Source organism: Burkholderia humptydooensis (genome assembly GCF_001513745.1).
GTDB classification, from domain to species: Bacteria; Pseudomonadota; Gammaproteobacteria; order Burkholderiales; family Burkholderiaceae; genus Burkholderia; species Burkholderia humptydooensis.
The window spans coordinates 878,722-903,083 of record NZ_CP013382.1 but is presented as its reverse complement, the minus strand read 5'-3'; the positions used below and the strand labels follow the sequence as shown (position 1 = coordinate 903,083).

18 protein-coding genes and 2 pseudogenes are annotated in these 24,362 nt (G+C 64.2%); 10 read left to right on the top strand and 10 right to left on the bottom strand.

Translation table 11 applies throughout. The features are described 5' to 3' along the window. The first annotated feature begins 45 nt into the window (after window positions 1-45). Genes AQ610_RS23050 through AQ610_RS34610 form a run of 3 tightly spaced genes read left to right on the top strand, consistent with a single transcriptional unit; the run spans window position 46 to window position 2,947 of the window. Window positions 46-1,773, top strand: a complete 1,728-nt coding sequence (locus tag AQ610_RS23050; protein ID WP_231749061.1) for a replication endonuclease — start codon at window positions 46-48, stop codon at window positions 1,771-1,773. Between the two features lie 4 nt (window positions 1,774-1,777). Further along, complete coding sequence (locus tag AQ610_RS34615) at window positions 1,778-2,023, top strand: hypothetical protein (protein WP_156436737.1); 246 nt, start codon at window positions 1,778-1,780, stop codon at window positions 2,021-2,023. 60 nt (window positions 2,024-2,083) lie between these two features. Next, window positions 2,084-2,947: a hypothetical protein gene (locus AQ610_RS34610; protein WP_231749060.1), complete on the top strand. Its 864-nt coding sequence runs from the start codon at window positions 2,084-2,086 to the stop codon at window positions 2,945-2,947. Between the two features lie 550 nt (window positions 2,948-3,497). Here the strand turns inward: AQ610_RS34610 and AQ610_RS23040 are convergent. The 3 genes from AQ610_RS23040 to AQ610_RS23030 are packed head-to-tail and all read right to left on the bottom strand — an operon-like array spanning window position 3,498 to window position 8,077. Beyond that, the gene (locus AQ610_RS23040; RefSeq protein ID WP_006028924.1) at window positions 3,498-4,838 is read right to left on the bottom strand and encodes a type VI immunity family protein; all 1,341 of its coding nucleotides are present in this window, start codon (window positions 4,836-4,838) and stop codon (window positions 3,498-3,500) included. 44 nt (window positions 4,839-4,882) lie between these two features. Continuing rightward, complete coding sequence (locus AQ610_RS23035) at window positions 4,883-6,142, bottom strand: VRR-NUC domain-containing protein (RefSeq protein ID WP_006028925.1); 1,260 nt, start codon at window positions 6,140-6,142, stop codon at window positions 4,883-4,885. Window positions 6,143-6,145: 3 nt separating this feature from the next. Beyond that, entirely contained in the window at window positions 6,146-8,077 is a 1,932-nt protein-coding gene (locus AQ610_RS23030) for a type VI secretion system Vgr family protein (protein ID WP_099975904.1), read from the bottom strand. 169 nt (window positions 8,078-8,246) lie between these two features. Between AQ610_RS23030 and AQ610_RS23025 the strand changes: the two genes are divergently transcribed. Continuing rightward, window positions 8,247-9,524 (top strand): IS256 family transposase, encoded by a 1,278-nt coding sequence (locus tag AQ610_RS23025; protein ID WP_006026243.1) that lies wholly within the window; start codon window positions 8,247-8,249, stop codon window positions 9,522-9,524. On the opposite strand, the gene AQ610_RS23020 is transcribed toward AQ610_RS23025, so the two are convergent. The 3 genes from AQ610_RS23020 to AQ610_RS23010 all read right to left on the bottom strand — a co-directional run bounded on the left by AQ610_RS23020 (window position 9,525) and on the right by AQ610_RS23010 (window position 11,288). Next, on the bottom strand, window positions 9,525-10,397 hold the full coding sequence (locus AQ610_RS23020; RefSeq protein ID WP_144411897.1) for a contractile injection system protein, VgrG/Pvc8 family: 873 nt from the start codon (window positions 10,395-10,397) through the stop codon (window positions 9,525-9,527). It abuts the gene before it with no gap. Window positions 10,398-10,687: 290 nt separating this feature from the next. Further along, window positions 10,688-10,915: a hypothetical protein gene (locus AQ610_RS23015; protein ID WP_004544884.1), complete on the bottom strand. Its 228-nt coding sequence runs from the start codon at window positions 10,913-10,915 to the stop codon at window positions 10,688-10,690. Window positions 10,916-11,054: 139 nt separating this feature from the next. Beyond that, window positions 11,055-11,288, bottom strand: coding sequence for a hypothetical protein (locus AQ610_RS23010; protein ID WP_004542127.1), 234 nt, complete (start codon window positions 11,286-11,288; stop codon window positions 11,055-11,057). 647 nt (window positions 11,289-11,935) lie between these two features. Between AQ610_RS23010 and AQ610_RS23005 the strand changes: the two are divergent. Continuing rightward, a pseudogene (locus AQ610_RS23005) lies at window positions 11,936-12,661 on the top strand (MFS transporter); the annotation flags it as partial. A gap of 106 nt (window positions 12,662-12,767) precedes the next feature. On the opposite strand, the gene AQ610_RS23000 reads toward AQ610_RS23005, so the two are convergent. Further along, entirely contained in the window at window positions 12,768-13,655 is an 888-nt protein-coding gene (locus AQ610_RS23000; protein ID WP_006028932.1) for a LysR family transcriptional regulator, read from the bottom strand. Window positions 13,656-13,754: 99 nt separating this feature from the next. Here AQ610_RS23000 and AQ610_RS22995 point away from each other — a divergent pair, with 99 nt between their 5' ends. Further along, on the top strand, window positions 13,755-14,978 hold the full coding sequence (locus AQ610_RS22995; protein WP_009915486.1) for an alpha-hydroxy acid oxidase: 1,224 nt from the start codon (window positions 13,755-13,757) through the stop codon (window positions 14,976-14,978). A 121-nt stretch (window positions 14,979-15,099) separates the two neighbouring features. On the opposite strand, the gene AQ610_RS22990 is transcribed toward AQ610_RS22995, so the two are convergent. From AQ610_RS22990 to AQ610_RS22975, 3 genes are all read right to left on the bottom strand, one after another. Then, window positions 15,100-16,764: a S10 family peptidase gene (locus AQ610_RS22990; protein WP_006028934.1), complete on the bottom strand. Its 1,665-nt coding sequence runs from the start codon at window positions 16,762-16,764 to the stop codon at window positions 15,100-15,102. Window positions 16,765-17,296: 532 nt separating this feature from the next. Then, window positions 17,297-18,886: a S53 family peptidase gene (locus AQ610_RS22980; RefSeq protein WP_006028935.1), complete on the bottom strand. Its 1,590-nt coding sequence runs from the start codon at window positions 18,884-18,886 to the stop codon at window positions 17,297-17,299. A 368-nt stretch (window positions 18,887-19,254) separates the two neighbouring features. Beyond that, window positions 19,255-19,875, bottom strand: a complete 621-nt coding sequence (locus AQ610_RS22975; protein ID WP_006028936.1) for a LysE family translocator — start codon at window positions 19,873-19,875, stop codon at window positions 19,255-19,257. Between the two features lie 134 nt (window positions 19,876-20,009). Here AQ610_RS22975 and AQ610_RS22970 point away from each other — a divergent pair, with 134 nt between their 5' ends. From AQ610_RS22970 to AQ610_RS22955, 4 genes and pseudogenes are all read left to right on the top strand, one after another. Continuing rightward, complete coding sequence (locus AQ610_RS22970; protein ID WP_006028937.1) at window positions 20,010-20,474, top strand: Lrp/AsnC family transcriptional regulator; 465 nt, start codon at window positions 20,010-20,012, stop codon at window positions 20,472-20,474. Window positions 20,475-20,617: 143 nt separating this feature from the next. Further along, window positions 20,618-22,204 (top strand): inorganic phosphate transporter, encoded by a 1,587-nt coding sequence (locus AQ610_RS22965; RefSeq protein WP_006028938.1) that lies wholly within the window; start codon window positions 20,618-20,620, stop codon window positions 22,202-22,204. A gap of 146 nt (window positions 22,205-22,350) precedes the next feature. Continuing rightward, the gene (locus tag AQ610_RS22960; protein ID WP_006028939.1) at window positions 22,351-23,133 is read left to right on the top strand and encodes a 2OG-Fe(II) oxygenase; all 783 of its coding nucleotides are present in this window, start codon (window positions 22,351-22,353) and stop codon (window positions 23,131-23,133) included. 150 nt (window positions 23,134-23,283) lie between these two features. Then, window positions 23,284-24,045, top strand: a pseudogene (locus tag AQ610_RS22955) (AMP-binding protein); the annotation flags it as partial. Window positions 24,046-24,362 lie beyond the last annotated feature (317 nt).

The following is a 24,362-nucleotide window of genomic DNA, read 5'->3' as shown; positions in this document are numbered from 1 at the left end:
AAGCGCATGGCACTCCTGACTTCGTTCGCGACCGTGAGCCCGCGCATGCCGCAGCATGCGTGGCGTGAAGCGATGCTCGGCAAGTTGCCCGGCAAATGGGCGCGCACCATGTCGCGCCGTCTTGAAGAACTGGACCGCCAGCATCGCAACTGGTATCACGGCAACGTCTACCTGCGCGAACACGTCGAGCGCTACGCCGACGCCGTGCTGCCGCTGACGGCGAACCTGTCCGATATCCGCGAATGCGCATACCGACGCGCATCGGATGCATACGCCATCGCCGAACGTTTGGGCGATACGGCCACCATCGTGCCGAGCCTGACCGCGCTTTGCGAGCGCTGGCGCATCGCCCCGCCCACCGTCGAACGTCCGGGCGGCTTCATCGCACGCGTGATTGATCCGGGCTGGTGGACGCGACGCCTGCGCAGCATGCACGGTCGCCAGACCGAAGCACTGGCGATCCGCCTTGGCCTCGTCAGCGCGCGCGCCGATCAATACATTAGCGACGAAAACCTGCGCCGCAGCATCGCGCAGGCCGAGCGCAATGCGCAAATGCTGGAACGCACCAACGCAATCAATGAAGACGGCGAGATTTTTACGCTCGCCGAGCTGGCCGACAAATCCGTTAGCAATCCGGCCATCCGCCGGGGCGAACTCATGCTGCGCATGCGCGGCATGGAAGAGATTGCCGAAGAACACGGTTGCGCATGCGAATTCGCGGTGGTCACGCCGCCGAGCCGTTTTCATGCGGTACGCGCCAATGGGTCCGTCAATGAAAAGTACGACGGCGCGACGCCGCGCGACACGCAGGAATATCTGCAACGCCAATGGAGCCGGTGCCGCGCATGGTTGCAGCGTCGCAGGGTGAGCTTTTACGGGATGCGCACAGTCGAAGCGCATCGCGACGGTACGCCGCATTGGAACCTGATGGTCTTCATTCGCAATCCCGCCGACGCGTCGGTTTGGCGCAAAGCGCTTGTGCGTTACTTCCTGCTGAACGATTCGCCCGACGAACCCGGCGCGCAACAGCACCGCCTGCGTTTCGAGCGCATCACTGCCGAACAGGGCGGCGCAGCGGGGTACATCGCCAAATACATCTCGAAGAACATCGACGGCGCGGGCATCGAGCTTGACCTGTACGGCGAGCCTATCGCGCAAACCACGCAGCGCGTGCAGGCGTGGGCGAAGCAATGGGGCATCCGCCAGTTTCAGGCGATCGGCGGCGCACCGGTCACGGTCTGGCGCGAACTGCGCCGCATCGAAAAACAAGCCATCGCGGACTCGCCGGACGCGCTGCAACGCGCGTGGCACGCCGCGCAGCGCGTGAAGGGCGCGACCGGCGACGACGACAAGCGCGCCGACTACGCCGAATTCATCCGCGCATGGGGCGGCCCGTGGATCAAGCGCAAGGATGCGTCGATGTGGCTGCACAAAGAAGCGCAGGAAGGCGTCGGCCGCTACGGCGATCCGCTCGGCACGCGTGCGGCGGGCGTCGTCGTGCGCGGCCCGTGGGCCGTCGACATGGGCGGCATCGTCGGCACGATTCACACGGTCATCGCAAAGGCAGTCGCGAGCGTGCGCCGCACGTGGACGATCGTCAAGGCCGCTGCCGCAAAAATCGCGCCCTCTCGGACTCGTGTCAATAACTGTACGGACGCGCCCGATTCGAACGCGACCGACGCGCTTCGCGACGAACAAGACTTCATCTATTCGACTGATTTCCAATCGAACAATCACCTTCACTCAACCCACCCCAACCTTTTTAATAGGTAAAAACATGTACGCATCACAACGATTCACCACGTCTAAATTCGCGCTGCTGACAGCAACCCTGCAAGCCGATCTTGATCGGGTCGAGTGCGAGCTACGGACACGAATCCGTTCCGCAAATCAATACACATCGAACAAGGAGAAAGATAATTTCAGCGATATTGCAGAATTGGCAGCAACGCTTCGCGCCGAACTGGCAGCCATCGACAATCTGAATGGCGCAGCAAGCAATCACCTTGAAACTGATTGCTGATCCAATATTTTTACTGATGCAGTTATTTTTTATCTAACGAAATTTAAATAAAGCAAATCAATGATTGATCTTTCCCGACTCCCCGCCAAATGGTCCCTCAAACGTGCAATGGACGTGCTGGCCCGACGGGCAAAGCGCGACGACGCTGAAAAAATTATGATCGAAGGCATTGACCATGCCGTCAACCTGATCCGCGAACAGCAAGAGGAAATCGGCATTCTTGAGAAATCGCTGGAACGCGTTCAAGCGAAAAAGGACGAATTCCGCGCGGCAACGGAACGCCTTGACGCCCTGATGAACGACAAGCGCGATGAACTGATCGCGTCGGCCCGTGAAGGGCGGGAGCCTGACTACCGCGAAATCGATGCTCAACTGGCCCAGGTGCGTGACGTACTCGCGCAGTATGCCGACGAACAGGTCAATGTTCCCGCCGCCATCGCCAGCATCGAATCGATGCTCTCGGATGCCAAGGACAAGGCGGATGCAGTGTTGCGCGCCGCGCAGAAATTTGTGAGCCGTCACTATCGTGCTGAATATGACAAGGCGCATCAAGCCTATGTCGATTTCCTCAATAGTGAAGAATTCCTTGCAAAGCTGGAAAATATGCGTGCCATGTTCTGGCTTTATCGGGTGTATGAAGATTGCCATTCCTCGATTACCTACTCTGAAGCAGTCGATCCCGATAATGTCGATCGATATCTTGAAGGTATCAAACATGCCGGAGGGAAGGGAGTGCTGAATCAGGATCGCACACGTATTGTCTATCGCGATCATTTGAAGCCACTCGAAGAGTCAGGCATCACGAAACCGGATCGATACAACGACCCTAACCCGAATCCGGCGGAAGTTCATATGGCCAAATGCATCTATGATGAGTTCCAGAAATCCAAGGTTGATGCGGAATCCGTTACCGTAAATCACTGAACATCAATCAACTGTGGATAACCCAACGCCCGCGAGATTCGTGGGCGTTTTTTTTATGATGTCGCACATGGCTTCGGGTCTCATCCTTCACAACCCATTGACCAACGCTGAGGCGTGGAGGTTCGCCACCTGTCAGGCGATGCATTGATGGAGCTTTCATCCGCTTCTTTCGCTACGTGCAAGCGGCTATGGTAGGCCGATATAGACCGCTTTACCCACCGCCGCGCAGTTCCCTCCTCGCCTGCGGGCTATGCTTGACTGGCTGGTTTTAGTGCATCCTGTCGTTGGACCCGGCGCCCCTTATGGCGCTGGGTTCCGGGCGCTCGCCACTGCGCCGAAATCGTGCGTTTTAATGCGCGACGATGCGATTTAATGCATCGACACGCGCGCCTTTGTGACCCGCCCCACCTGCCCGCAAAAATGAACGGTTTTTATGCACGCATGCACCGGTGTTCGGGGCTGCCTGTTGCGGGCCGCGCGGCGATAGGCGGGGCGATTTCGTTATCCAGTTTTATGCGCCTTGATTATGCAGTCTCGGCATTTGGCTTGATTACTCGTTGTCTCCGGCGCCGCGCATCCACTTCCAATGTGTCGTACCCCACTGGCTGCCCTCGATGACAGGCATCACCTCCCCCTGTTCGAAGAATCGTTCACTGCCTTGCTTCGCGGCGGTATACCACCAGCCGGCCTCGGGGCAGGGCTCGCCGCCAAGGACGCTCGGGCGACGCTTTCCGCGTGATTCCGGGACAATTTTCGGCGGCTCGGGGATCGAGGGTGCGCCCGGCAGGTCGAAGCGGGCTTCCCAGGCGCGGGCGTTCTTGCTGTCGGCGTTTGGCAGGTCCGGTTCGTACAGGTGCAGCCCGTCCGGCTTCGGGTTGCGCAGCACGCGCAGCACCTTGTTGACGAAGACGTAGGGTTCGGGCAAGCCCTCTTCGGGGGCGCCCAAGCGCGGGAATGGTCCGGCCCGTACGAGCACGCAATGATTGATACGCTCTATCCCGATATCGTCGCGGTCGAGTGCTTTACGCAACGCTGCGTCGCCGCCGAGCCGTTCGACAAAGAGGTCGCCGAGCAACGTGTACCAGTTGATGCTTTTGATGAAGCCCCACCGGAATACCTTCGCTCCTGGGTGCAATTTATGATAAATCGCAGTCATCGCTTCCGTCGAATCGCCCATATAGGAAAGCGGATCATATTCTTCCCTACCGAAGTGCGCGCAGGCATCAATTTCGATTCCGCTGAAGCGTTCTGCAATAGCCCATTCCTGCGCCTGCCAGTTGTGATAGTTGTACGCAGTGACCGCTGATAACCCTCCGTAGCCGCCGCGCACATCGAGTTGTTCGCAGACGTAGCGCAGGAACTGCTCGTATTGTGCCTGGCCTTCAGGGCGGGTGACCAACTCCATCGGCACGCTGAACTTCAAATACGACAGCTCTTTTTCTTCGCCCTTCGCCACCTTGTAGCCGGACGGCGCAACGTAATCTATCGGACTTGCGCGTCCGGTCAGCGTTTGAATTTGATAGTCGGGCGCGATAGTTGGGAGCGGCGCGCTGGATCGCATAACGCTGACCTGTTCGTATTCCGGTGAATCGCTGATGGCCTTACGGATTTTTTCGACGCCCTTTGCCGTTTTCTTGCTGAACTTGGCTAGGTCTTCGTCTTTCCCGGAAATGAGGTGAGCGCCGAACAACTCGTCGAATCGATCGAAACACGCGAGCAGGCCGCGTCGCCCTTCCGGTTTCGAGCCGCCCGCAAAGTACACGGTCCCGATGACCCCCGGTTTGACAGCAAAACTGTTGTCGGCCAAGCGAACGCTTAAATCCTCGAAGTAGCGCGCGTAAGCGGCGAATGGTGTCAGCACGACAGGACCCTTCGTTTCGGTGTCGCTCATGGGTCGATGATTCCCTTATACGTTGACAAGTTGGATGATGGCGATCACGCAGCGACGGCGGTTACGCCAAGCGCGATCGCCAGCGCCGCTACGGTTTCGGCCGCAGCCGTTGCAACAATGGCTGCAAGCGCGAGTAGGACCGGCACAAGGACTTCGGCGAGCACGATGATGATAATGACCCCGGCGACGACCGCTGCGACAAATACGAGTCCCTTGATAATCGACGTGCCGATTTGCGACCAGTTGATTTGCTTCAGCAGATCCCATGTCATGTCGGTCGCGCGCACGATCGCATCCCATCCCGCCTTCAATTGTGCGGTCGTATAGCGGTAAATTTCGCGGCCTGTCTCGTCTACCCACCGCCACGTGGCGGTCGCTTTATCGGCAACCCATTTGCCCGCAGTCAGCGCCCAAGGCGCATGTTGCCGGAGCCATGCCTCCATCTCGGTCGACAGGTACTGTGCCCCGGAATTCACCGCGTCCCATACAGCCGCCACTGTCGCTTCGCCGGCCTCTTCCACCTTGCGAATCCACGCCTCGTACCAGGCCGGTTCGGGAATCGGCTCGATGGTACGAATCGGCGCGCGCAACTGTCGCTCGCGCTGCCTACGGCGCAATTCTGCTTCGCGTTCCTCTGGCGACATGGCGAGCGCTCGTTGACGAACCTTTTCCAGGTCGCCATTGCAGTCGCTAACGTCGATTACCGTCATGCGATAGACGTAGTCTCCTGGCTTTCCCGAAATCTTCCGATAAGCATCCTCCTGTCCCGCTCCCCACGCGTCGCCTGGGAACTTGACTTCCACCAGCCGCAGCGAATTATCGACGTGTGAGTGTCCTTGATGATCAACAAGTGCACGGCCCGGCCAGCGGTCAGCGGGATTTCTCGCGATGATCACATCGGGGCGACGTAGAAATCCCGGTACGAATCCCTTCGGAAATGGATTCAGGCTATGACGGCGGCCCGGCCCGTCGTCAGTGTTGCTGCTAAGAAATGGTATCGGAGCCCGAGCTCCGCCAGATGCAAACTCCGGCCACATATCAAAACTGACCTCGGCCTTGTACTGCCACCGGAAGTCGGCCACGCTCTCATCAACGCGAATCGCGGCGGTCATCACAATTTGCTTGAGCATCGATATCGTGCTCGATCCGTCCGGCAGCTTGATATTGACGATGTCCGGAGCTTTCAGCGCGTATTCGATCTTCTCTTGCAAATAGCCTTTCGTACCCGGCGGCAGCTCGGCGTACGTGATTCGGTCTTCGTTAACGGTCTCGCAGGTCGCGACGGTTTGCATCGTGCCGGCCATACGTCAGTCCTCCAAGTAGTCGCGTTGAATCTGCGGCTTGTCCGAACCCGCGAACTGCCACGATTCGACCTGCGTGGGTTTGGGTATCACTGCCTGTAACGGAACGTCTTGCGCGTTTGGCGTGAAGACGGGGGCGGTTTCGCCGCGATCGTTGGTGAAGCTCTGAATCGTCCGGCCGTTGGGCGTCTTGATCGAGTACGGCCGTCGAATCAGCGGCGAACCGTCCGTTGTATCCTTCAACGCGTATTGGGCCTGGTACGACGGCTTGAACGGCGTCAGGTTGGTGGGTGTGCTCACCGGCCCGCTCCAGTCGTGTGCGCTTCCCTTGATCGATACCTTGCCCGGCATGTGCAGGTCAGCGTTGCCTTCCGCATCCATCCTGAAAAGTCCGTTGCCGCACCGCAATTCAATGCCCTTGCTCGCGGTAAGCCGGATGATGTCGGTCGTCGACATCAGGTCGAGCATCTTCTGCGCGACGAGCTGGATGATGTCGTCGTGCGATTCGAGCTGCATCGGTCCGTTTGCGGTGGTCGCTTTCAGGCTCTTTCCCGCGTGCATTTCCATTGCATCGCGCGCTGACGTGTGCACGTTCTTGCCGGCTGTCGTCTGGACGTTCTGTGCGGCCGCGTGGTCGATGTTCTCGGCCGCGAACACGCCGTAGGTCTTCGGTGTGAAATGTCCGGCACCGCCCTTTGCAGCGAACGCCATCATGTCGCCGTCGTTTGCACCAGGCTCGGAACTCCATTCGCGCAGCTTCTGCGCGAGCCGGTCGAGTCCGCTCTTGTCCGGCCCCTGCAAGCCGTGCTGATGCGCGAAGTCGCCCATCGACTCGAACAGTTCGGCAAACTGGCTCAGCAGCTCGAGCAGCTCCTGGCGGTCGAGCAGGTCGCCGCTCGCCGCGACGCGTGCGTAGGTCGACAACATCAATCCGCGCGCCGCGCGCGCAACCAACGACGCATCCGTTCGCGCTTCGACGCCGTAGCCGCGTGACTGGCCGGGGCCGCCGTCGCTGGGGTGTGAGAGATGGCCGACATTGAGCTGAGAATAGGACTCGTCGCTCGCGAGCTGCGCACTGATGAGGTTGTTCCAGTCCGACATCACGAGCTGGTTGCCGCGGCCGCCGCCGATCTCGTGACTACGGAGGCCGAGAACGTGCGGATTTTCCGGCAACTTGGTCACGTTCGAGAACGCGGTTGGCATATGCCGAATATCGTTGAGCGTGCCGCTGATGTATACGCGATCCGGGTCGCCACCGAGACAATCAAGGGTGACATACATACCGACACGCAGCGGAAACGAGAAGCCGTAACGTTCGCCCGCCCACGGGTTCATCACCAACAGCGGCGCGCTGTCGGCCGGCGTGCCGCTCGTACCCGCTCCGTCTTCATGATCCTCGGGATTCAAGCCCAGGAACTGGACCCATGCACGGCTGAACTGGTCTGTATGGACCGTGACGCCTTGAGGGGCGACGACACGCCCGAGAATCGTTGGTGTTCGCGGCAAGTCGATGCGCGGATCATAGGCTGGCGTAAGCGGGACGTTACGCCGGACACAGGAGAACGCAATTTCGTAGCGGTCACCGGTCGCCGGCAATGCCTCGCTGAAGACAGGGTGAGATAGGGGTGTGTCAAAGCGGCCCTGGCTCGAGGCAAACAACGCGCGGGCACGCTCATCCAGTTCCTTCGGCAGGTTGTTCCACATGCGCCGATGGATCTCGATTGGTACGAACTGCCGATCTTTTTCTGGCCCGAAGTCGAGGCTCGTGTTGCCCGTCACGTCGAACCACTCGAACAGGCCAACGTCGCGGATGTTCCCCAGGCACTCGACGCGCTCGGCGCGGCGGTCGTGCGACAGCATCCGTAGGCGGGCGAGTCGATCCAAATCGCCCGCTGAATCGCCTGCGTGCGGGCTGTAGATGCGATAGTCGTCCAGCATCGCGGCTAGGCTGTTCCCGGCCTCGCCGTGGTCAACATCGCTCGACTGCGCGCTGAGCTAATGTCGAATTTGGTGTACGGCGGGTGGTCGGCGGGAAATGAGAAGGCGGTGGCGGTTAGCTGAAAATGTTGCTTTCCACGGTAACACCCAGCAACCGAACTCCACCACCATGGCGAAACGTACGCAGGAAACAAACGGCAGTCAAGCAGCAACGGAAGTGAAGGGCCTGCCCGGTCTGGACGACCTGATCCAGCAGGGCGCGCGGCAGATTATCCAGCAGGCGATCGAGGCGGAATTGGCGGCATTGCTCGAGCAGTATTCGAACGTGAAAACGCTGGACGGACGGCGCGCGATCGTGCGCAACGGCTATCTGCCCGAACGCGAGGTCGTCACGGCAGTCGGGCCCGTGCCGGTTCAGGTGCCCAAGGTGCGTGACCGTTCGGGCTCGGGCGTGAAGTTCAACTCGAACATCGTGCCGCCCTACGTGCGCAAGTCGCCCCGGGTGAGCGCGGCGCTGCCGTGGCTTTACCTGCGCGGTGTTTCCACCGGCGACATGAGCGAAGCGTTCAGCGTGCTGCTCGGCGAACAAGCCAAAGGCCTCTCGCCCAATGTCGTGGTGCGCCTGAAGGCGCAATGGGCCGACGAGTTCGAGCGATGGAACAAACGCGACCTGTCGGGCTCGCGCTGGGTCTACTGGTGGGCTGATGGCATTCACACCGGCGCGCGCAGCGAAGACTCCGATGGCCAGTGCCTGCTGGTGATCATCGGCGTGAAGCCGGACGGGAGCAAGGAGCGCGTGGCGCTCGCCGACGGCTATCGCGAATCGAAGGATTCGTGGCGTGACCTGTTGCTGGACCTGAAGGCACGCGGGCTGCAGGCCGGCCCGCTGCTGGCTACTGGCGACGGCGCGATGGGCCTGTGGGCGGCGCTTGAAGAAGTGTTCCCGCAGACCAGGCAACAACGCTGCTGGTTCCACAAGATCGGCAACGTGCTCAACGCTCTGCCGAAATCGCAGCACGGCCGCGCCAAGGCTGCCCTGTCTGAAATCTGGAATGCGGCAACGCGAGCCGAGGCCATCGTCGCGTTCAACCAGTTCGTTGCGACGTATTCGGCCAAATATCCCAAGGCCGCTGAGAAGGTCACGAAGGACCGCGACGAGTTGCTCGCGTTCTACGACTTTCCAGCTGAACACTGGCAGCATCTGCGAACGACCAACCCGATCGAATCGACGTTTGCGACGGTACGTCATCGCACAACGCGTACGCGCAACTGTCTGTCGCGCGCGACCTTCCTTGGTCTGGCATTCAAGCTGATCGAATCGGCTGAACAGTCGTGGCGCCGTATCCGCGGCGTGGACAAGATCGAACAGCTCATGAAGGGCATTCCCTTCAAGGATGGTACCCCGGTGATCGAAAGCACACCGGCTCAGCAACCGCTCGCCGCCTGATCATGCCGCCGACTGCTGATACACCAGATTTGACAACTGCTCCTGCGCGCTGCTGGCGACACGTGCGGTCTTGAAGTCGGGAGACTGGATCGTGGCGCGGCGCGATGTCATCGCGTGCGCCCATGACATTGACGTGATCGTGTCGGAGGTATGCGTTCCGGTCGCCCCGCCGTAGCGTAACGTTTGCGCGCGCGAGCGCGGCACATGGCTTGGATCGTCCACCATCACAACGGTGTGCATCGGCGTGTCGCTGACCTTGCCCTTCTGGTCGCCGGGCCGCGCGAAATACGTGATGCCGTCCCGGCGGGCGAGCCGTTCGATGAATTTGCCGTCCGGCTCGTCTGCTTGTCGCACGAACACGCGTTCGGGATACCGTGCGGTGTTGAGCAACGACAGATCGAGGTCGACTGCGCGCGCAAATCCGGCATGACGGCAATATCCGGCGAACAGCATCTGAAAGATATCGGGCAGGCGCTTGTTCTTGAAGATGCGGGAATTGAACTTGCCGTGCAGCAACCGCACGGCGTCAATGATGGTGAACCGGTAACAGGTGAGGTCGCCGTCTGATGCGCCGATGCGCACTTCGGAGACGATGCCGTTGATTGAACGGGGCGTGCTCGTGTCGGCCGTGTAGATATCGAGGCCGACCGGTAGCCCCATGAACATGGACGACGGTAGATCGGAACGCGTTGACACACAGACAAGATGGCCGACGATCCCGGTCATCAAACCTTCGTCGGTTTCGGCGTACAAAAGCGCGAGTTGGTTATCGAACCGCTTCTGGCGATCCTGCCCCCAATTCACCCGTATCGGGCGGCTGCCGAAGCCAAGCATGCCTTCGGCGATGGCGCGAATTTGATCGGACAACAACACGACTGGCCCTCACATTCTTTGGTATATCGGGGGCGCGTTTTGTGGTGTTCGAATGGTCGACCGGCCGTTACCGCTCCCCTCCCGCTGGATTATGCGGATTGACCCTAGCAGGCAATTGGGCGGCCGTCAAATAGATCGGAGGATTGGCTACGAGTGGATTGCCCGAGAACCTGGATGCCCGTTTCCAACCAGTCTTGCCGAGCGAGTCTTTCAACCTGCGAAGATCGATAGCCGATCGCGGTTTTTCGCGTCCAGAAAAAACCCGCCTCGCGGCGGGTCTATTTGTTGGGTTAGTGGAGAATCCGGGCAACACCGATTACCGCACCGACGAACGCGGTAGCCCATATGACCGGATACCAGCGCGACTCCCGTTGCAGCTTGAACGCCTCCGCGTTTAGCTTCATCGTTTCCGCATTCAACTTCGCAGCTTCAGCAGTCAGCTTCGATGCCTCGGTCATCAGTTTGCCGATCTCGGCTTCAACTTTGAGCGTATCCACGGTCTTTTCCAATTCAACCATCCTCTAAGGGGTGTCGGGTTGCGCAAAATGCGCCGCCAACGAGGCGACCTACCTGTCCCCTTCTGGCTCGCTTTCCACGAGGCCTTTCCGTACATAGGGTAGCAAGTTTTCTTCCGATGGCGGCTCGAATCGTCGTGTTTTAGTTTTTTTGCTCTCCGAGTTCGTTAAGCGTGTCCCGGACCGCCGTGAGCGTGATTTCGAAGAGGTTGAAGATCGCCATCTGCTCTACCAATGCCAGACCGGCAAATAACGCGACACCTTGCTCTACGGCGAGCAGTTTCGCCAACGCGAACAAGTTGTCGACGCCGACGAGTGCAACGTTAATCAGGGACGGTTCTGAGGATTCGAGACGAGCGGAATCATGACGCAACATGCGGCCTCCTTCTGCGGGTAAAAAACCCGGCTCCCGCTGTCAAACGGGGGTGGCCGGGCACAAGGTAGGGTTGACAGACCGGTGCAGAAGAACCCGGCGAGCGCAAGCGCTCCCCCACCAAGGCCCGACCATTGAAGGCGCTTAGTGTGCGGACGCAAAAAAACCGCGCTCGGCGGTTGTCCGCCTTCTGCAATTTCCGGCTGTCATCCCGGTTCGCTGTTGTTTCAGCGAAGCTTACAGAATACTGCACGCGGACATTCAATGCAAATGTCCGTGCTTCTCATCGTTGCCTCGCTGCCATCCCCCAAATATCGCGCCGCATTTGTTTCGTAGGACTCGGGAGCATGATTTCCCCCTGTTCGAAACATCGCGTGTTACCGTGTTTAGCGGATGCATGCTGCCGGCCGGATTCCAGGCTGTGTTCGCCGCCGGGCGCACGTTGACGTTGCCTTCCGCACGCAGGCTCCGCGATCGTCGGTAACAGGAGATCGGCCATTTGAGCGGAGGCGCGAACCACTCGTGGCACTCGCCTTTTGCTTACATGGGTGTTACACGCAGGGCACTCACCAGCACTGGCACGCGAGAAATCGCCCCATCCATTTGATTTATAAAGAATAATTTTGGGGTCCGATTCCAGTCGCAGGGCTTGGCGCATTCCGTTCCTGATCGGCTCGCTCGCGGCGGGCGTCGCGATCTTCCTGCGCCGGAACATGGAAGAAACGGAATCGTTCGAGCAGCACCGGCAGAGCCAGCGCAGCCGCGCGTCGGTCGCCGGATTGTTCCGGCACAAGCGCGCCTGCCTGATCGTCGCGGGCCTGACGCTCGGCGGCACGGTCGCGTTCTACGCGTACACGACGTACATGCAGAAATTCCTCGTCAACAGCGCGGGGATGAGCAAGGCGGACGCGTCGATGGTGTCCGTCATCAGCCTGATCGCGTTCGTGCTGATGCAGCCGGTGTTCGGCAGCCTGTCCGATCGCGTCGGCCGCCGCCCGCTGCTGATCGCGTTCGGGGTGCTCGGCACGCTGTGCACGGTGCCGATCTTCAGCGCGCTGACGACGGTGAAGACGATGGGCGGCGCACTCGCGCTGATCTCGGCGGCGCTGCTGATCGTCAGCCTCTATTCGTCGGTCAGCGCGGTCGCGAAGGCCGAACTGTTTCCGGTCGAGATCCGCGCGCTGGGCGTCGGCCTGCCCTATGCGATCACGGTGTCGCTGTTCGGCGGCACGGCCGAGTACATCGCGCTGTGGACGAAGAGCATCGGCCACGAGACCTGGTTCTTCTGGTACGTGTCCGCGTGCGTGCTGGTGTCGCTGCTGTGCTATCTGTGGATGCCCGATCCGAAGGCCGTGTCCTGCATCGACCGGGATTGAATCCGGTTCGTCGTCGTGCGTTGCGCCGATTCCCGCGCTGATTCCCGCACCGCTGCGCCGCGAAGCGACGGGACGCGACGTGTCCCGACGCAAACCGAACGCCGGCTCAGCGAAAATCCGCGTGCTGCCGCACGAGCGCCAGCATCGACGGAATCAGCCCGCGCATGTCGCCGCGCCGCCATTGGAACGCATAGTGGAGCGGCGACAGCGGCGGCTCGCTCGTCAGTTGCACGAGGCCGCCGCCCGTTCGCGCATCGGCCCAGCCGGTGGGCAGGAAACCGATGCCGACGCCTTCGCGCAGCATGCCCGCCACCGCGCTCCAGTTGTTGCACGCGATGCGTCGCGGATGATTGATTCCGCATGCGAGCAGCCATTCGTCGAGGATGCGCGTGACGCCCGAGCCCGAGGGCAGGATGACGAGCGCATGGCGCGCGAGCAACGCCGGCGTCAACGTGCGCTCGCCGCCCGCCAGTTTTTCCGCGGCCATCCACGCGAACCGGGCTTCCGTCACCGGCTGCGACTGGATGCTGCCGCGCGACGAACGGCCCGCGATCACCGCGAAATCCAGCTCGCCCGCATCCACCTTCTCTTCGAGCGCTGCGCCGACGTCGACGTACGGCTCGAGGCTCAACTGCGGATGCAGTTTCTGCACGGCCGCGACGAAGCGAGGCAGCCACGTCAGCGCCGACAGCTCGCCCACGCCGAAGCGCAGGCGGCCCGTCAATCCCTTGTCTTCCGCGAACGCGTCCTGCAGCGCCGCGACGGATTCCAGCACGCGAACGGCGGCCGGCAGCAGCGTTTCGCCGTCTTCGGTCAGCACCGCGCGATGGCCGCTGCGGTCGAACAGCGTGCGGCCCACGGCCTGCTCCAACTCGTTGATCCGCTTCGACAACGACGAGATCGACAGATGAAGCCGCTGCGCCGCGGTCGAGAAATTGGCGCAGGTCGCCGCCCAGTAGAAGGCGTCCAGTTGCTTGAGCGTCGGAGTTGCCATGATTCTTCGCTTTTATCGAACGATTTCGTTTGAAGATTATCGCTTTTTATCGATGCCGCGGCTGCATAGAATGGCTGCGTCGCGTCAGGAAAGCCCACTATGAGCACCGTTACCTCCCCGATCGTCGAACAGAACCGGCCTGCGGCAAGCGCCGCCGCCAGGCCGCCGCGCGTCCTGCGGGACGTGCTGAGCCTGCACGACTTCGAGGCGAAGGCGCGCCGCGCGCTGCCGCGCCCGATCTTCGGCTACGTCAGCGGCGCGGCCGAAGACAACCGCACCCGCGACGACAACCGCGCGGCATTCGACGAATACGCCTTCGTGACGCGCGTGCTGCGCGACGTTTCGCAGCGGCAGCAGGGCGTCGAACTGTTCGGCCGGCGCTACGCGTCGCCGTTCGGCATCGCGCCGATGGGCATCAATGCGCTGTCGGCGTATCGCGGCGACGTCGTGCTCGCGCGCGCGGCGCAGCGCGCGGGGATCGCGTCGATCATGAGCGGCTCGTCGCTGATCCCGCTCGAGGACGTGGCCGCCGCCGCGCCCGACACGTGGTTCCAGGCGTACCTTCCGGGCGACGCCGGCCGCATTCGCGCGCTCGTCGAGCGCATCGCGCGCGCCGGCTACCGGACACTCGTCGTCACCGTCGACATTCCTGTGTCCGCGAACCGCGAAAACAACGTGCGCACGGGTTTTTCGACGCCGCTGCGCCCGAGCCCGCGCCTTTTCTGGGACGGGCTGACGCGGCCGCGCTGGCTGCTGCGCACGTTCGCGCGCACGCTGCTCACGCACGGCATGCCGCATTTCGAGAATTCGTTTGCGACGCGCGGCGCGCCGATTCTTTCCGCCAACGTGCTGCGCGATTTCTCCGCGCGCGATCACCTCAACTGGGCGCACGTGCGGCAAATCCGCGAGCAATGGACGGGCGAGCTCGTGATCAAGGGCGTGCTCAGCGTCGACGATGCGCTGATCACGCGCGAAGCGGGCGCCGACGGCATCATCCTGTCCAATCACGGCGGCCGCCAGTTGGACGGCGCCGTATCGCCGATGCGGGTCCTGCGCGACGTCGTGCAGGCTGTCGGCGACGGGTATCCGGTGATGATCGACAGCGGCTTTCGCCGCGGCTCGGACGTGCTGAAGGCGCTGGCGCTGGGCGCGCGGATGGTGTTCATCGGGCGGCCGTTCAACTATGCGGCGGCGGTGGCGGGCGAAGCCGGCGTCGCGCATGCGATTCGCCTGCTGCGGGAAGAAGTGGACCGGAACCTGGCGATGCTCGGCGTCAACGGCTGCGAGCAGTTGACGCCCGATGTGCTGATTCGCAAGCGTTGACGATGGCGGGCGATTCCGTCGCCAAGCGCCGCCAGACGCTGCCGCAAATGACCACGAACGCCCGAAAACGCCCCGCTGCCAAGGCGTTTCGGGCGCTCGCCGCCGGCTTCGAAGCGCCGCGCTACGTGCGCTTTTTCTCCTGCAACGCGCGAATCCGCATCACCGCCGCGGTGTCGCGCACCGTCGATTCGTACATCTGCGCGAGATCGTGCTTGAGCGCGGTGCGCGAGCCGCCGTCGAGATACACCATGTGCCCCGACGGATAGAACCGCGCGGACAGGTTCTGCCGTACCGCCGGCGCCTCGAGCGGCATCTGCTGCAGATCGAGCACCGTCTGGTAGAACGGCGTGACGAAATCGTAGAGACCGTTCGCCGACAGCACCTTCAGGTCGACGTTCAGCGCCATCGTCGCGGCGAGATCGCCCGCCGTGTACAGGATCACGTTGCCCTTCGGATCGACGCCCTGCTGCGCGCCCGTCGGATCGATGTGGCCGAAGTCCCAGTACTTGAACGCCTGATCGTTCAGGTCGGTGAACGACGAGTTCGACGTGTACTTCAGTTGCTCGTTCAGATACGCGTTCCACATCGCCGTGTAGACGCCCGACACCGCGGTCATCGTCGGATCGTTGCCGCCCGAGTTCGGATCGATCTTGCCCGCGATCCCCGATTCGATCCCCGTCACGCGGCCGTCGTACGCGCCGAGCGCGAGGCCGCGCGCCTTGAGCAGCGTCGTGAGGAACAGCGAGTTGCCGCGCGTGTCGTAGCCCGCGATGTCGAGGCTCCACGACAGCAGCGTCGTCGTGTCGATGCCGGTATAGTCGGACAGCTTCTTGACGACGGCCGCGTCGGCCTGCGGGAACTTGCGCAGCGCGCCGAGATAGTCGGTGCGCGCGAACTGCGCGACCTCCTCGACGAACGCGCCGAGATCGGCCGGCGCCGGCGCGACGCCGAGCCGCTTGTGATACCACGCGTCGGCCGCCGCGGTCGGCAGCGCGCCCACCGGATTGCCCGCCTGCCGGTAATCGAGGATCGACGACTGCAGCGTGATCCCGTTCAGGTCGACGCCGTCCTCGTGCAGCTTGAACGCGAGCACGCAACTGCGCGCGGTGCCGTACGATTCGCCGAACAGGTACTTCGGCGAGTTCCAGCGGTTGTTCTTCGTCAGATAGCGCTTGATGAACTGCTTGATCGAGTTCGCGTCCTGATCGACGCCCCAGAAATCGCGGTTCTTGCGTGGCGCGATCGCTGCCGAATAGCCGGTGCCGACCGGATTGATGAACACGAGGTCGCTCTTGTCGATCAGGCTGTCCGGATTGTCTTCCATCCGGTACGGCGCGGGCGGCGTGAAGCTCGGCATCGACGTGCGGATCCGCCGCGGCGCGAACGAGCCGAGCAGCACGAACACCGCCGACGAGCCCGGCCCGCCGTTGTAGAAGAACGTGACGGGGCGCGTTTCCTCCTGCTGGCCGTCCTGCGTAAACGCGACGTAGAAGATCTTCGCGGCCGGCTGCGAACTGCTCGCGTCGACGGTCACGAGGTGGCCCGCGGCTGCCGTGTACGCGATCGTGCGGCCGTCGATCTGGATCGTGTGGTGCGTGATCGCCGCGGCCTCGGTCGTGTCCGCCACCGAATCGTCGGGACCGTTGCCGTAGGCGAGCGGGTCGAAGAACGGCTGATCGCCGTCGTCCTTCGGCGTGACGACGATCGGCGGCGGCGCGTGAACCGAAGCCGAAGCGCCGTGATGCAGCGGCTGCACGCCGCCGGAAGAAGTCGAATCGATGCTCATCGTGCTGCTCCTTCTGTTCTATTGAGGGTGCATGAACGAATCGTCAATCGTGCCAAGCCGTTTGCCGCCGACGCCGGCCGCGTGCGCGCCGCGGAAGGCGAATCACGCCGGGCCGGCTTCGGGCCGGCTTCGCGCAATGCGCTGCCGCCGCTGCCGCCGCTGCTTCGCCGCTGCTTCGCTGCTGCTTCGCCGCAGCGGCGGCGACACGCCGTTGCGGCGCCGGCATCGCCGCAACGGCGAGCCGGGAATTCGAAATCATCGTCGCCGCGCCGGCCGCGCGGCGCTTATGGCGCGTCACGTCGCCGCCGGCGCGATGATCGCTTCGTCGGGGGTGCCGTGCATCGTGCACCGGCGCCGCCGAACCGCCGCGGCTGGGCCCAGCTCCGGCCGTCCCGCACCGCAAAAATCTCCGGCACCCCGCCTCCGGCGTCAAGCGCCGCAACGCCGCAGCCCGCGTGCCCGCGCGCCTGCGTGCCCGATGCGTCGGCGCGCCGGCATGCGCGACGCCGCGCACCGTCTCGCCCGCCGCCCGTCAGCCCGCCGCGCCGCTCTTCAGCGCCGCCGCGACCTTCGCGCCGTCCGGGCTGCCGAGCCCCGTGCACGCGTCCCAGCCCGGCGTCGCCGCATACGCGCCGTTGTCGCCCACCGAGACGTCGTGCAGCGCGCCCGCGTTCCGGTACAGCTTCGGGTTGATCCAGCCTGCGGGGCTGCCCGCCGCCGCGTTGATCCGCGCGACGAGCGCGGCCCACAGCGGCGCGACGGCGCTCGTGCCGCCCATCACCGTCGACGTGCCCGCGACGAGCACCTCGTAGCCCGTCGCGGGCGACGCGTCACCCGCGACGTCCGGCACGCCGCGCTTCGCGAGCGGCGACGCACTGCCGCCCTGCGCGAGCGTCGCGCTCAGGCCGCTCTGCCACTGCGGCGCGTCGAACACGGTGCTGACGCCGCCGCCCGTCGCGCCGCCGCCCGCCGCTTCGTCGTTCCACACGACCTCGCTGCGAATGCCCTGCCCCGGCAGCGCGTCGAGCCGCGTGCCGCCGCACGCGAGCACGTACGGGCTCGACGCCGGGAAATCGACGTGATTCGCGCCGTCCTGCAAGCCGTCGTTCGAGCCGTCGTCGCCGGACGCCGCGCACACCGTCACGCCGAGCGCCGCGGCCGACTGCAGCACGCGGCCGAACGCCTGGATCGATTGCGACGTCCAGCTAGCCTCCGCCGCGCCCCAACTGATCGACACGACGGACGGCCGGTTCGTCGTGTCGTGCACGGCCTGGTTGACCGCCTGGATGAAGCCGGCGTCGCTGTTCTGCGCAAAATAGATGGCGAGCGTCGCGCCGGGCGCGATCGCGCCCGCGACCTCGATATCGAGCGCGACTTCGCCGTCCGGCCCGCTCGGATCGCCCGTCGGCGCGTTGCGGCCGGCGCCGACGTTCACGTCGACGAGCTTCGGCTGCCGCGCGAGCCCGAGGCCGCTGAAATACTGCTGGACCTCGGCCGGCCGATAGCCGCCGCCGAGCTCGACGATCGCGATGCACTGGCCCGCGCCGTCGCCGGGCGGGAAATCGTAGAGCGCCGCGATCTGCGGCGGCGTGAAGGTGATGGCCGTGCCGCGCGCGGGCTGGAAAGTCGGCCGCAGCCGGAAGTGCGGCCGGGCCTGCGGGCGATTGTCGAGCCCGAGCACCGCGGTGACGACGTCGTGCAGCTCGTCCGGCAGCGTGATGTCGCCCGTGCGGCTGCGATACTGGCCGATCGTCCGGTGCTCGAAGCGCTCGAGCTTCACGCCGAACGCCGCCTCGAACTGTGCGATCGTGCCCGTCAGCACGACGAGGCTCTCGACCGGATCGACGCGCGCGACCGCGAGGCCGTGCCGCTGCGCGAACGCCTCGACTTTCCCGACGTCGTCGGGATGGGCGCAGAAACGCTGGGCGAACGCTTCGCGCGAGACCGGCTTCGCGTTCGGATCGCCGCTCGCGAGGCCTTGCAACAGCGAATCGAGGTGCTGCTCTTCCTGCCGCCGCAACATCACCGCCACATGAATCGTCTCGGCCGGATCGCACGGGCCGATGCACGTGGATTCGGCGACGATCTGCGATTCGTTGCCGGCGTGAAGATGCCTTGCCATATTCGGATCCTCCAGAAGCCGTGATAACGGGTTGCCAGGATTCGGACACGGTCGCCCGATCGCAGTTCCGGGCGGTATGTCGGACGGCGCACACACGCCGCCACGGGGACCGTGCGACAGTACGGCAAAGCAAGTGTAAAGCACGCGCGGCGTTCCTGCGCACGCATCTCGAGCGCTCGCGACGGCCGTTCGCGACGTTCGACGCGCCGCGCGAGACGCGCTTGCGCACGGGCGGCGCGCGCGGCGCGCCGATTCGGGCGATTTCAGGCGATTCCGGGAAATTCGCGGTTAGTTGCCTCGCGTGCGTCGATCGCGTCGTGCATCGATGCCGATGCCGGCACTCGCGCGCGTCGCGTCAGCCGATCGAGTCAGTCGATCGACAGTCGCAGCGCGAAGCCGAACAGCACGGCGGAAAACGTCCAGCGCTGCGCGATCTGCGCAAGCGGATGCGCGCGCAACCATCCGGCGATGCGCGTCGCGCCGGCGACGCACGCGAGATCGAAGCATAAGCCCGCGAGCACGAGCACCGCGCCGAGCGCCGCCATCTGCGCGATCACCGGCGCGCCGCCCTGCTGGACGAACTGCGGCAGCAGCACCGAGCAGAACAGCAGCGCCTTCGGGTTGAGCAGGTTGGTGAGGAGGCCCTTGGCGAAGGTATGACGCAGCCGGGCAGCGGGCGCGCCGTCGTCGGGCAGCGCAAACGCCGGCGAGCGGAAGATCTGCACCGCGACGTACGCGAGGTACAGCGCGCCGCCGTAGCGCACGGTCTCGTAGAGCCACGGCGCGCTCTTCAGGAGCGCGGCGATGCCGCACGCGGACAGCGTCACGTGCGCGGCGCGCGCGAGCCCGAGCCCGGCGGCGGCGGCCGCGCCGTGCCGCGCGCCGCGACCGATGCCCGTCTGCAGCACGAACGCCATGTCGGGGCCGGGCACGGCGTAGACAGCGACGACGGCAGCGACGTAGACGAGCAGCAGATGAGCGGAAAGCATGATCGAACCCGGGTGGAAAAGGGCTCCATATTGCACCTTCCCGGCAAGGATTTTTTGGCTAATTTAGCCGGCAGATGCACCAAATTTATTGGAATACACTACTGGAAACAGATTTTTTAGAGCATTCCCACACCATGATCGATCTCGACAAAACCGACCGCGCCATTCTCGCCGCAGTGCAGCTCGACGGCCGCATCCCGGTCGCCCGCCTCGCCGATTCGGTGGGCCTGAGCGAAACGCCGTGCGCGCGCCGGCTCAAGCGCCTCGAAAGCGACGGCTACATCGAGCGCTATCGCGCGCAGCTCTCGCGCAACGCGCTCGGCTTCGGCGTCGTCGCGTTCGTGCTGCTGCGCTGCTCGGTTCACGACCGCAGCGTCGCGAACCGCTTCGAGCGCGAGGTGCTCGGCATTCCGCGCATCCTATCGTGCCACAACGTGTCGGGGTCCGCCGACTATCTGCTGCAAGTCGTCGCGCACGATCTCGACGACTACGGCACGTTCCTGCGCGAGACGCTGCGCGTGCTGCCGGGCGTCACGTCGATCGAGTCGGCGCTGTCGCTGCGCGAGGTGAAGCGCGAAGCCGAGCTGCCGATTCCGTGACGGCGCGCGGCTGCCAGTGCCGCGCCGCCGACGAACCGCACGCCCGAATCGCGCCTCCGAATCGCGCCTCCTTTGCGCGCTGTCATCAAACTGCCTGATCGCGACGGCTAGGATCGAAAGGTCCGTTCCAAACAAGGGCCGTCATGAACCACCCTCTGTCCGCTGCGGCGAGCGAAGAGCTCGGGCGCACCCGGCATCTGGGCGTCGCGCTCCTCGTCGCCCTCCTCGCAGCCGGCGTCGCGTATGTGTTCGTCCACCTGTTCGCGGATCTCGCCCCCGTCGGCGGACGCTCGGCGTTTCCGTATCTGCTGCTCGGCGTCGCGCTCGCGATCGCGCTCGGCTTCGAGTTCGTCAACGGCTTCCACGACACCGCGAACGCCGTCGCGACCGTCATCTACACGCATTCGCTGACGCCGAACGTCGCGGTCATCTGGTCGGGCATCTGGAATTTTCTCGGCGTGATGGCGTCCACGGGCGCGGTCGCGTTCGGCATCCTGCAACTGCTGCCCGTCGAGCTGATCCTGCAGGTCGGCCACGGCGCGGGCTTCGCGATGGTGTTCGCGCTGCTGATCGCGGCGATCGCATGGAATCTCGCGACCTGGTATTTCGGCCTGCCTTCGTCGAGCTCGCACACGCTGATCGGCTCGATCATCGGCGTCGGGCTCGCGAATCAACTGATGCACGGGCCGTCCGGCACGAGCGGCGTCGACTGGGCGCAGGCGGCGGGCGTCGGCAAGTCGCTGCTGTTCTCGCCGATCGCCGGGTTCCTGTGCGCGGGCCTGCTGCTCGTCGCGCTGAAGGCGCTCGTGCGCGTGCCCGCGCTGTATCTCGAGCCGCAGACGAACGAGCCGCCGCCGTTCTGGGTCCGCGGCCTGCTGATCCTGACCTGCACCGGCGTGTCGTTCGCGCACGGCTCGAACGACGGGCAGAAAGGCATGGGGCTCATCATGCTGATCCTGATCGGCACCGTGCCGACCGCGTACGCGCTCAACAAGGCGGTCACGCCCGGCGAGACGCAGACGTTCATCGCCGTCGCGCATCGCGCGTCCGAGGCGCTCGCGCACTATGCGGGCGACGCGCCGCCGTCGCCGAACCCGCGCGCCGCAGTGCAGACGTACGTGCAGTCGCGCCGCCTGGGCGGCGCGACGCTGCCCGCGGTTCGTCAGTTGTCCGACGCACTCGCGGCCGAAGTCGGCGCGACGGGCTCGATCGCGAAAGTGCCCGAGGGCCAGGCGGACAACGTTCGCAATACGATGTATCTGGTGTCCGAAGCGCTGCGCCTGATGGAGAAGACCGGCCAGCCGGCGTTCTCGCAGGCGGACCGCCGCGCGCTCGACGACTATCGCAAGCACCTCGATCACGCGACAAAGTTCATTCCGACCTGGGTCAAGGTCGCGGTCGCGATCGCGCTCGGCCTCGGCACGATGGTCGGCTGGCGGCGCATCGTCGTGACCGTCGGCGAGAAGATCGGCAAGCAGCATCTGACGTACGGGCAAGGCGCATCGGCGGAAGTCGTCGCGATGCTGACGATCGGCGCGGCCGATGCATACGGGCTGCCGGTGTCGACGACGCACGTGCTGTCGTCCGGCGTCGCGGGCACGATGGCCGCGAACGGTTCGGGACTGCAATGGAGCACGGTGCGCAGCCTCGTGCTCGCGTGGGTGCTGACGCTGCCCGCGTCGATCGTGCTCGCGGGCGCGCTCTATTGGACCTTTCACGCGTTGCTCTGACGCGCGTGGCGGAATGACGGCGCGGCGTGCGGCGGCGGCGTGCAACGCGCGGCGCGAATTGCAGCGCAAGATCCGGTGTGCGTGGAATCGCCCGCCTCGCTAGACTGGCCGCATCGATCCCCCCACGATGCAGCGAGGAAGCGCCGATGAATACGATGTCCGAACCACCTGTGGCGGCCGCCCGCGCGCGCGACGAAACGGCGAGCGGCGCGGCGCGCGAAACGGCGCTCGCGCAACGGATCGACGCGCTGCCGTGGGCGTCGATCGAACGGGATCTCGACCGCGACGGTCACGCGATCGTCCGCGGGCTGCTCGCGCCGCGCACGTGCGAAGCGCTCGCCGCGCTCTACGCGCGCGACGCGCTGTTCCGCAGCCGCGTGACGATGGCGCGCCACGGGTTCGGCCGCGGCGAATACCAGTATTTCGGCCACCCGCTGCCGCGCGCGATCCACGCGCTGCGCACGTCGCTCTATCCGCACCTCGCGCCGATCGCGAATCGCTGGCATGCGCGGATGCGCATCGACGCGCGCTTCCCCGCCGAGCACGAACGATTCATCGAACGTTGTCACGCGGCCGGGCAACGGCGTCCGACGCCGCTGCTGCTGCGCTATCGCGAAGACGACTACAACTGCCTGCATCAGGATCTGTACGGCGAGCATGTATTCCCGCTGCAGGCGGCGATCCTGCTGTCGAAGCCGGGCGCCGATTTCACGGGCGGCGAATTCGTGATCACCGAGCAACGGCCGCGCATGCAATCGCGCGTCGACGTCGTGCCGCTCGAACAAGGCGACGCGGTCGTCTTCGCCGTTCATCATCGTCCGGTGCAAGGCGCGCGCGGCGCATATCGGGTGAATCTTCGGCATGGCGTGAGCCGCTTGCGCTCCGGGCAACGATACACGCTCGGGATCATCTTTCACGATGCGCTGTGACGCCGACGCTCACGCCGCCGCGGGCACGGACTGAACGAGCATCACGGGCCGACGCGCGCAAATCGATGCGCATGCGCCGCGTTCCGCGCGCTCGACCACGCACGCCGGGCCGAACGAATCCCAATGGTTGCGCATGCATTCATCTGTCGCGATGCGCGCACACGGCTGCGCTATTTCGCGAACACCGGCGGCCACATGCCGCAACCGGTGCTGCGTGCGCTGCGCGACCTGTTCCCGAACGCATCGCCGTATCTGATGTACGGGCTGACGGAAGCGTTCCGCTCGACCTAGCTCGACCCCGCCGAAGTCGACCGTCGCCCCGACTCGATCGGCAAGGCGATGCCGAACGCGCGGATTCTCGTCGTGCGCGAGGACGGCGCGCCATGCGCGCCGAACGAGGTCGGCGAACTGGTTCACGTCGGCGCTTGCGTGACGCTCGGCTACTGGAACGATGCGGCGCGCACCGCGCTTCGCTATCGGCCCTCGCCCGAGGCGAAGCCGGGCGGCGCGCCGCGTGAGACGGCCGTCTGGTCCGGCGATCTCGTGCGCCGCGACGACGACGGATTCCTCTATTTCGTCGCGCGCAACGATGCGCAGATCAAGCGCTCCGGCTACCGGATCAGCCCCGAGGAGATCGAGGATGTCGCGCACGCGAGCGGGCTCGTGGCCGAAGCGGTCGCGCTCGGCGTGCCCCACGACGAACTCGGCGAATCGATCACGCTCGTCGTCGTGCCGCTGTCCGCCGCTTCGTTCGCGCACGACGCGCTGCGCGCATGGTGCGCGCAGCAGCTTCCGCCGTACATGGTGCCGCATACGATCGCAACCCGCGCGTCGCTGCCGCGCAATCCGAACGGAAAATTCGATCGCGTCGCGCTGCGCGCGGACGCGGCGAATCTCGTCAAAACGCTCTGAAGGCCGGCCGGATCGCCGCGCGAAATGCGGCGCCGGCTCGCGTTCCGCCACGAATATATTCGCTCGCCATTTTCCGACGAAAACAAGAATTTACCGCACATCTAATAAGCCCGAATCCGCCCGAATAATCATTCACCGCCACTCCCCGCCGGCAGCGATTTCCCGCGACGATTCCATGCTTACTCGCTCCCCGCATAAAAACTTGCCGACGCGAAAATGAAATGAACTTGCCTATTGCATCGCAGCATCGGTTTAAGATGCCGATCGCTGCGTCAATCTGCTCGCACCCCACCACCTCGTCATCCGGATCGTTTCAG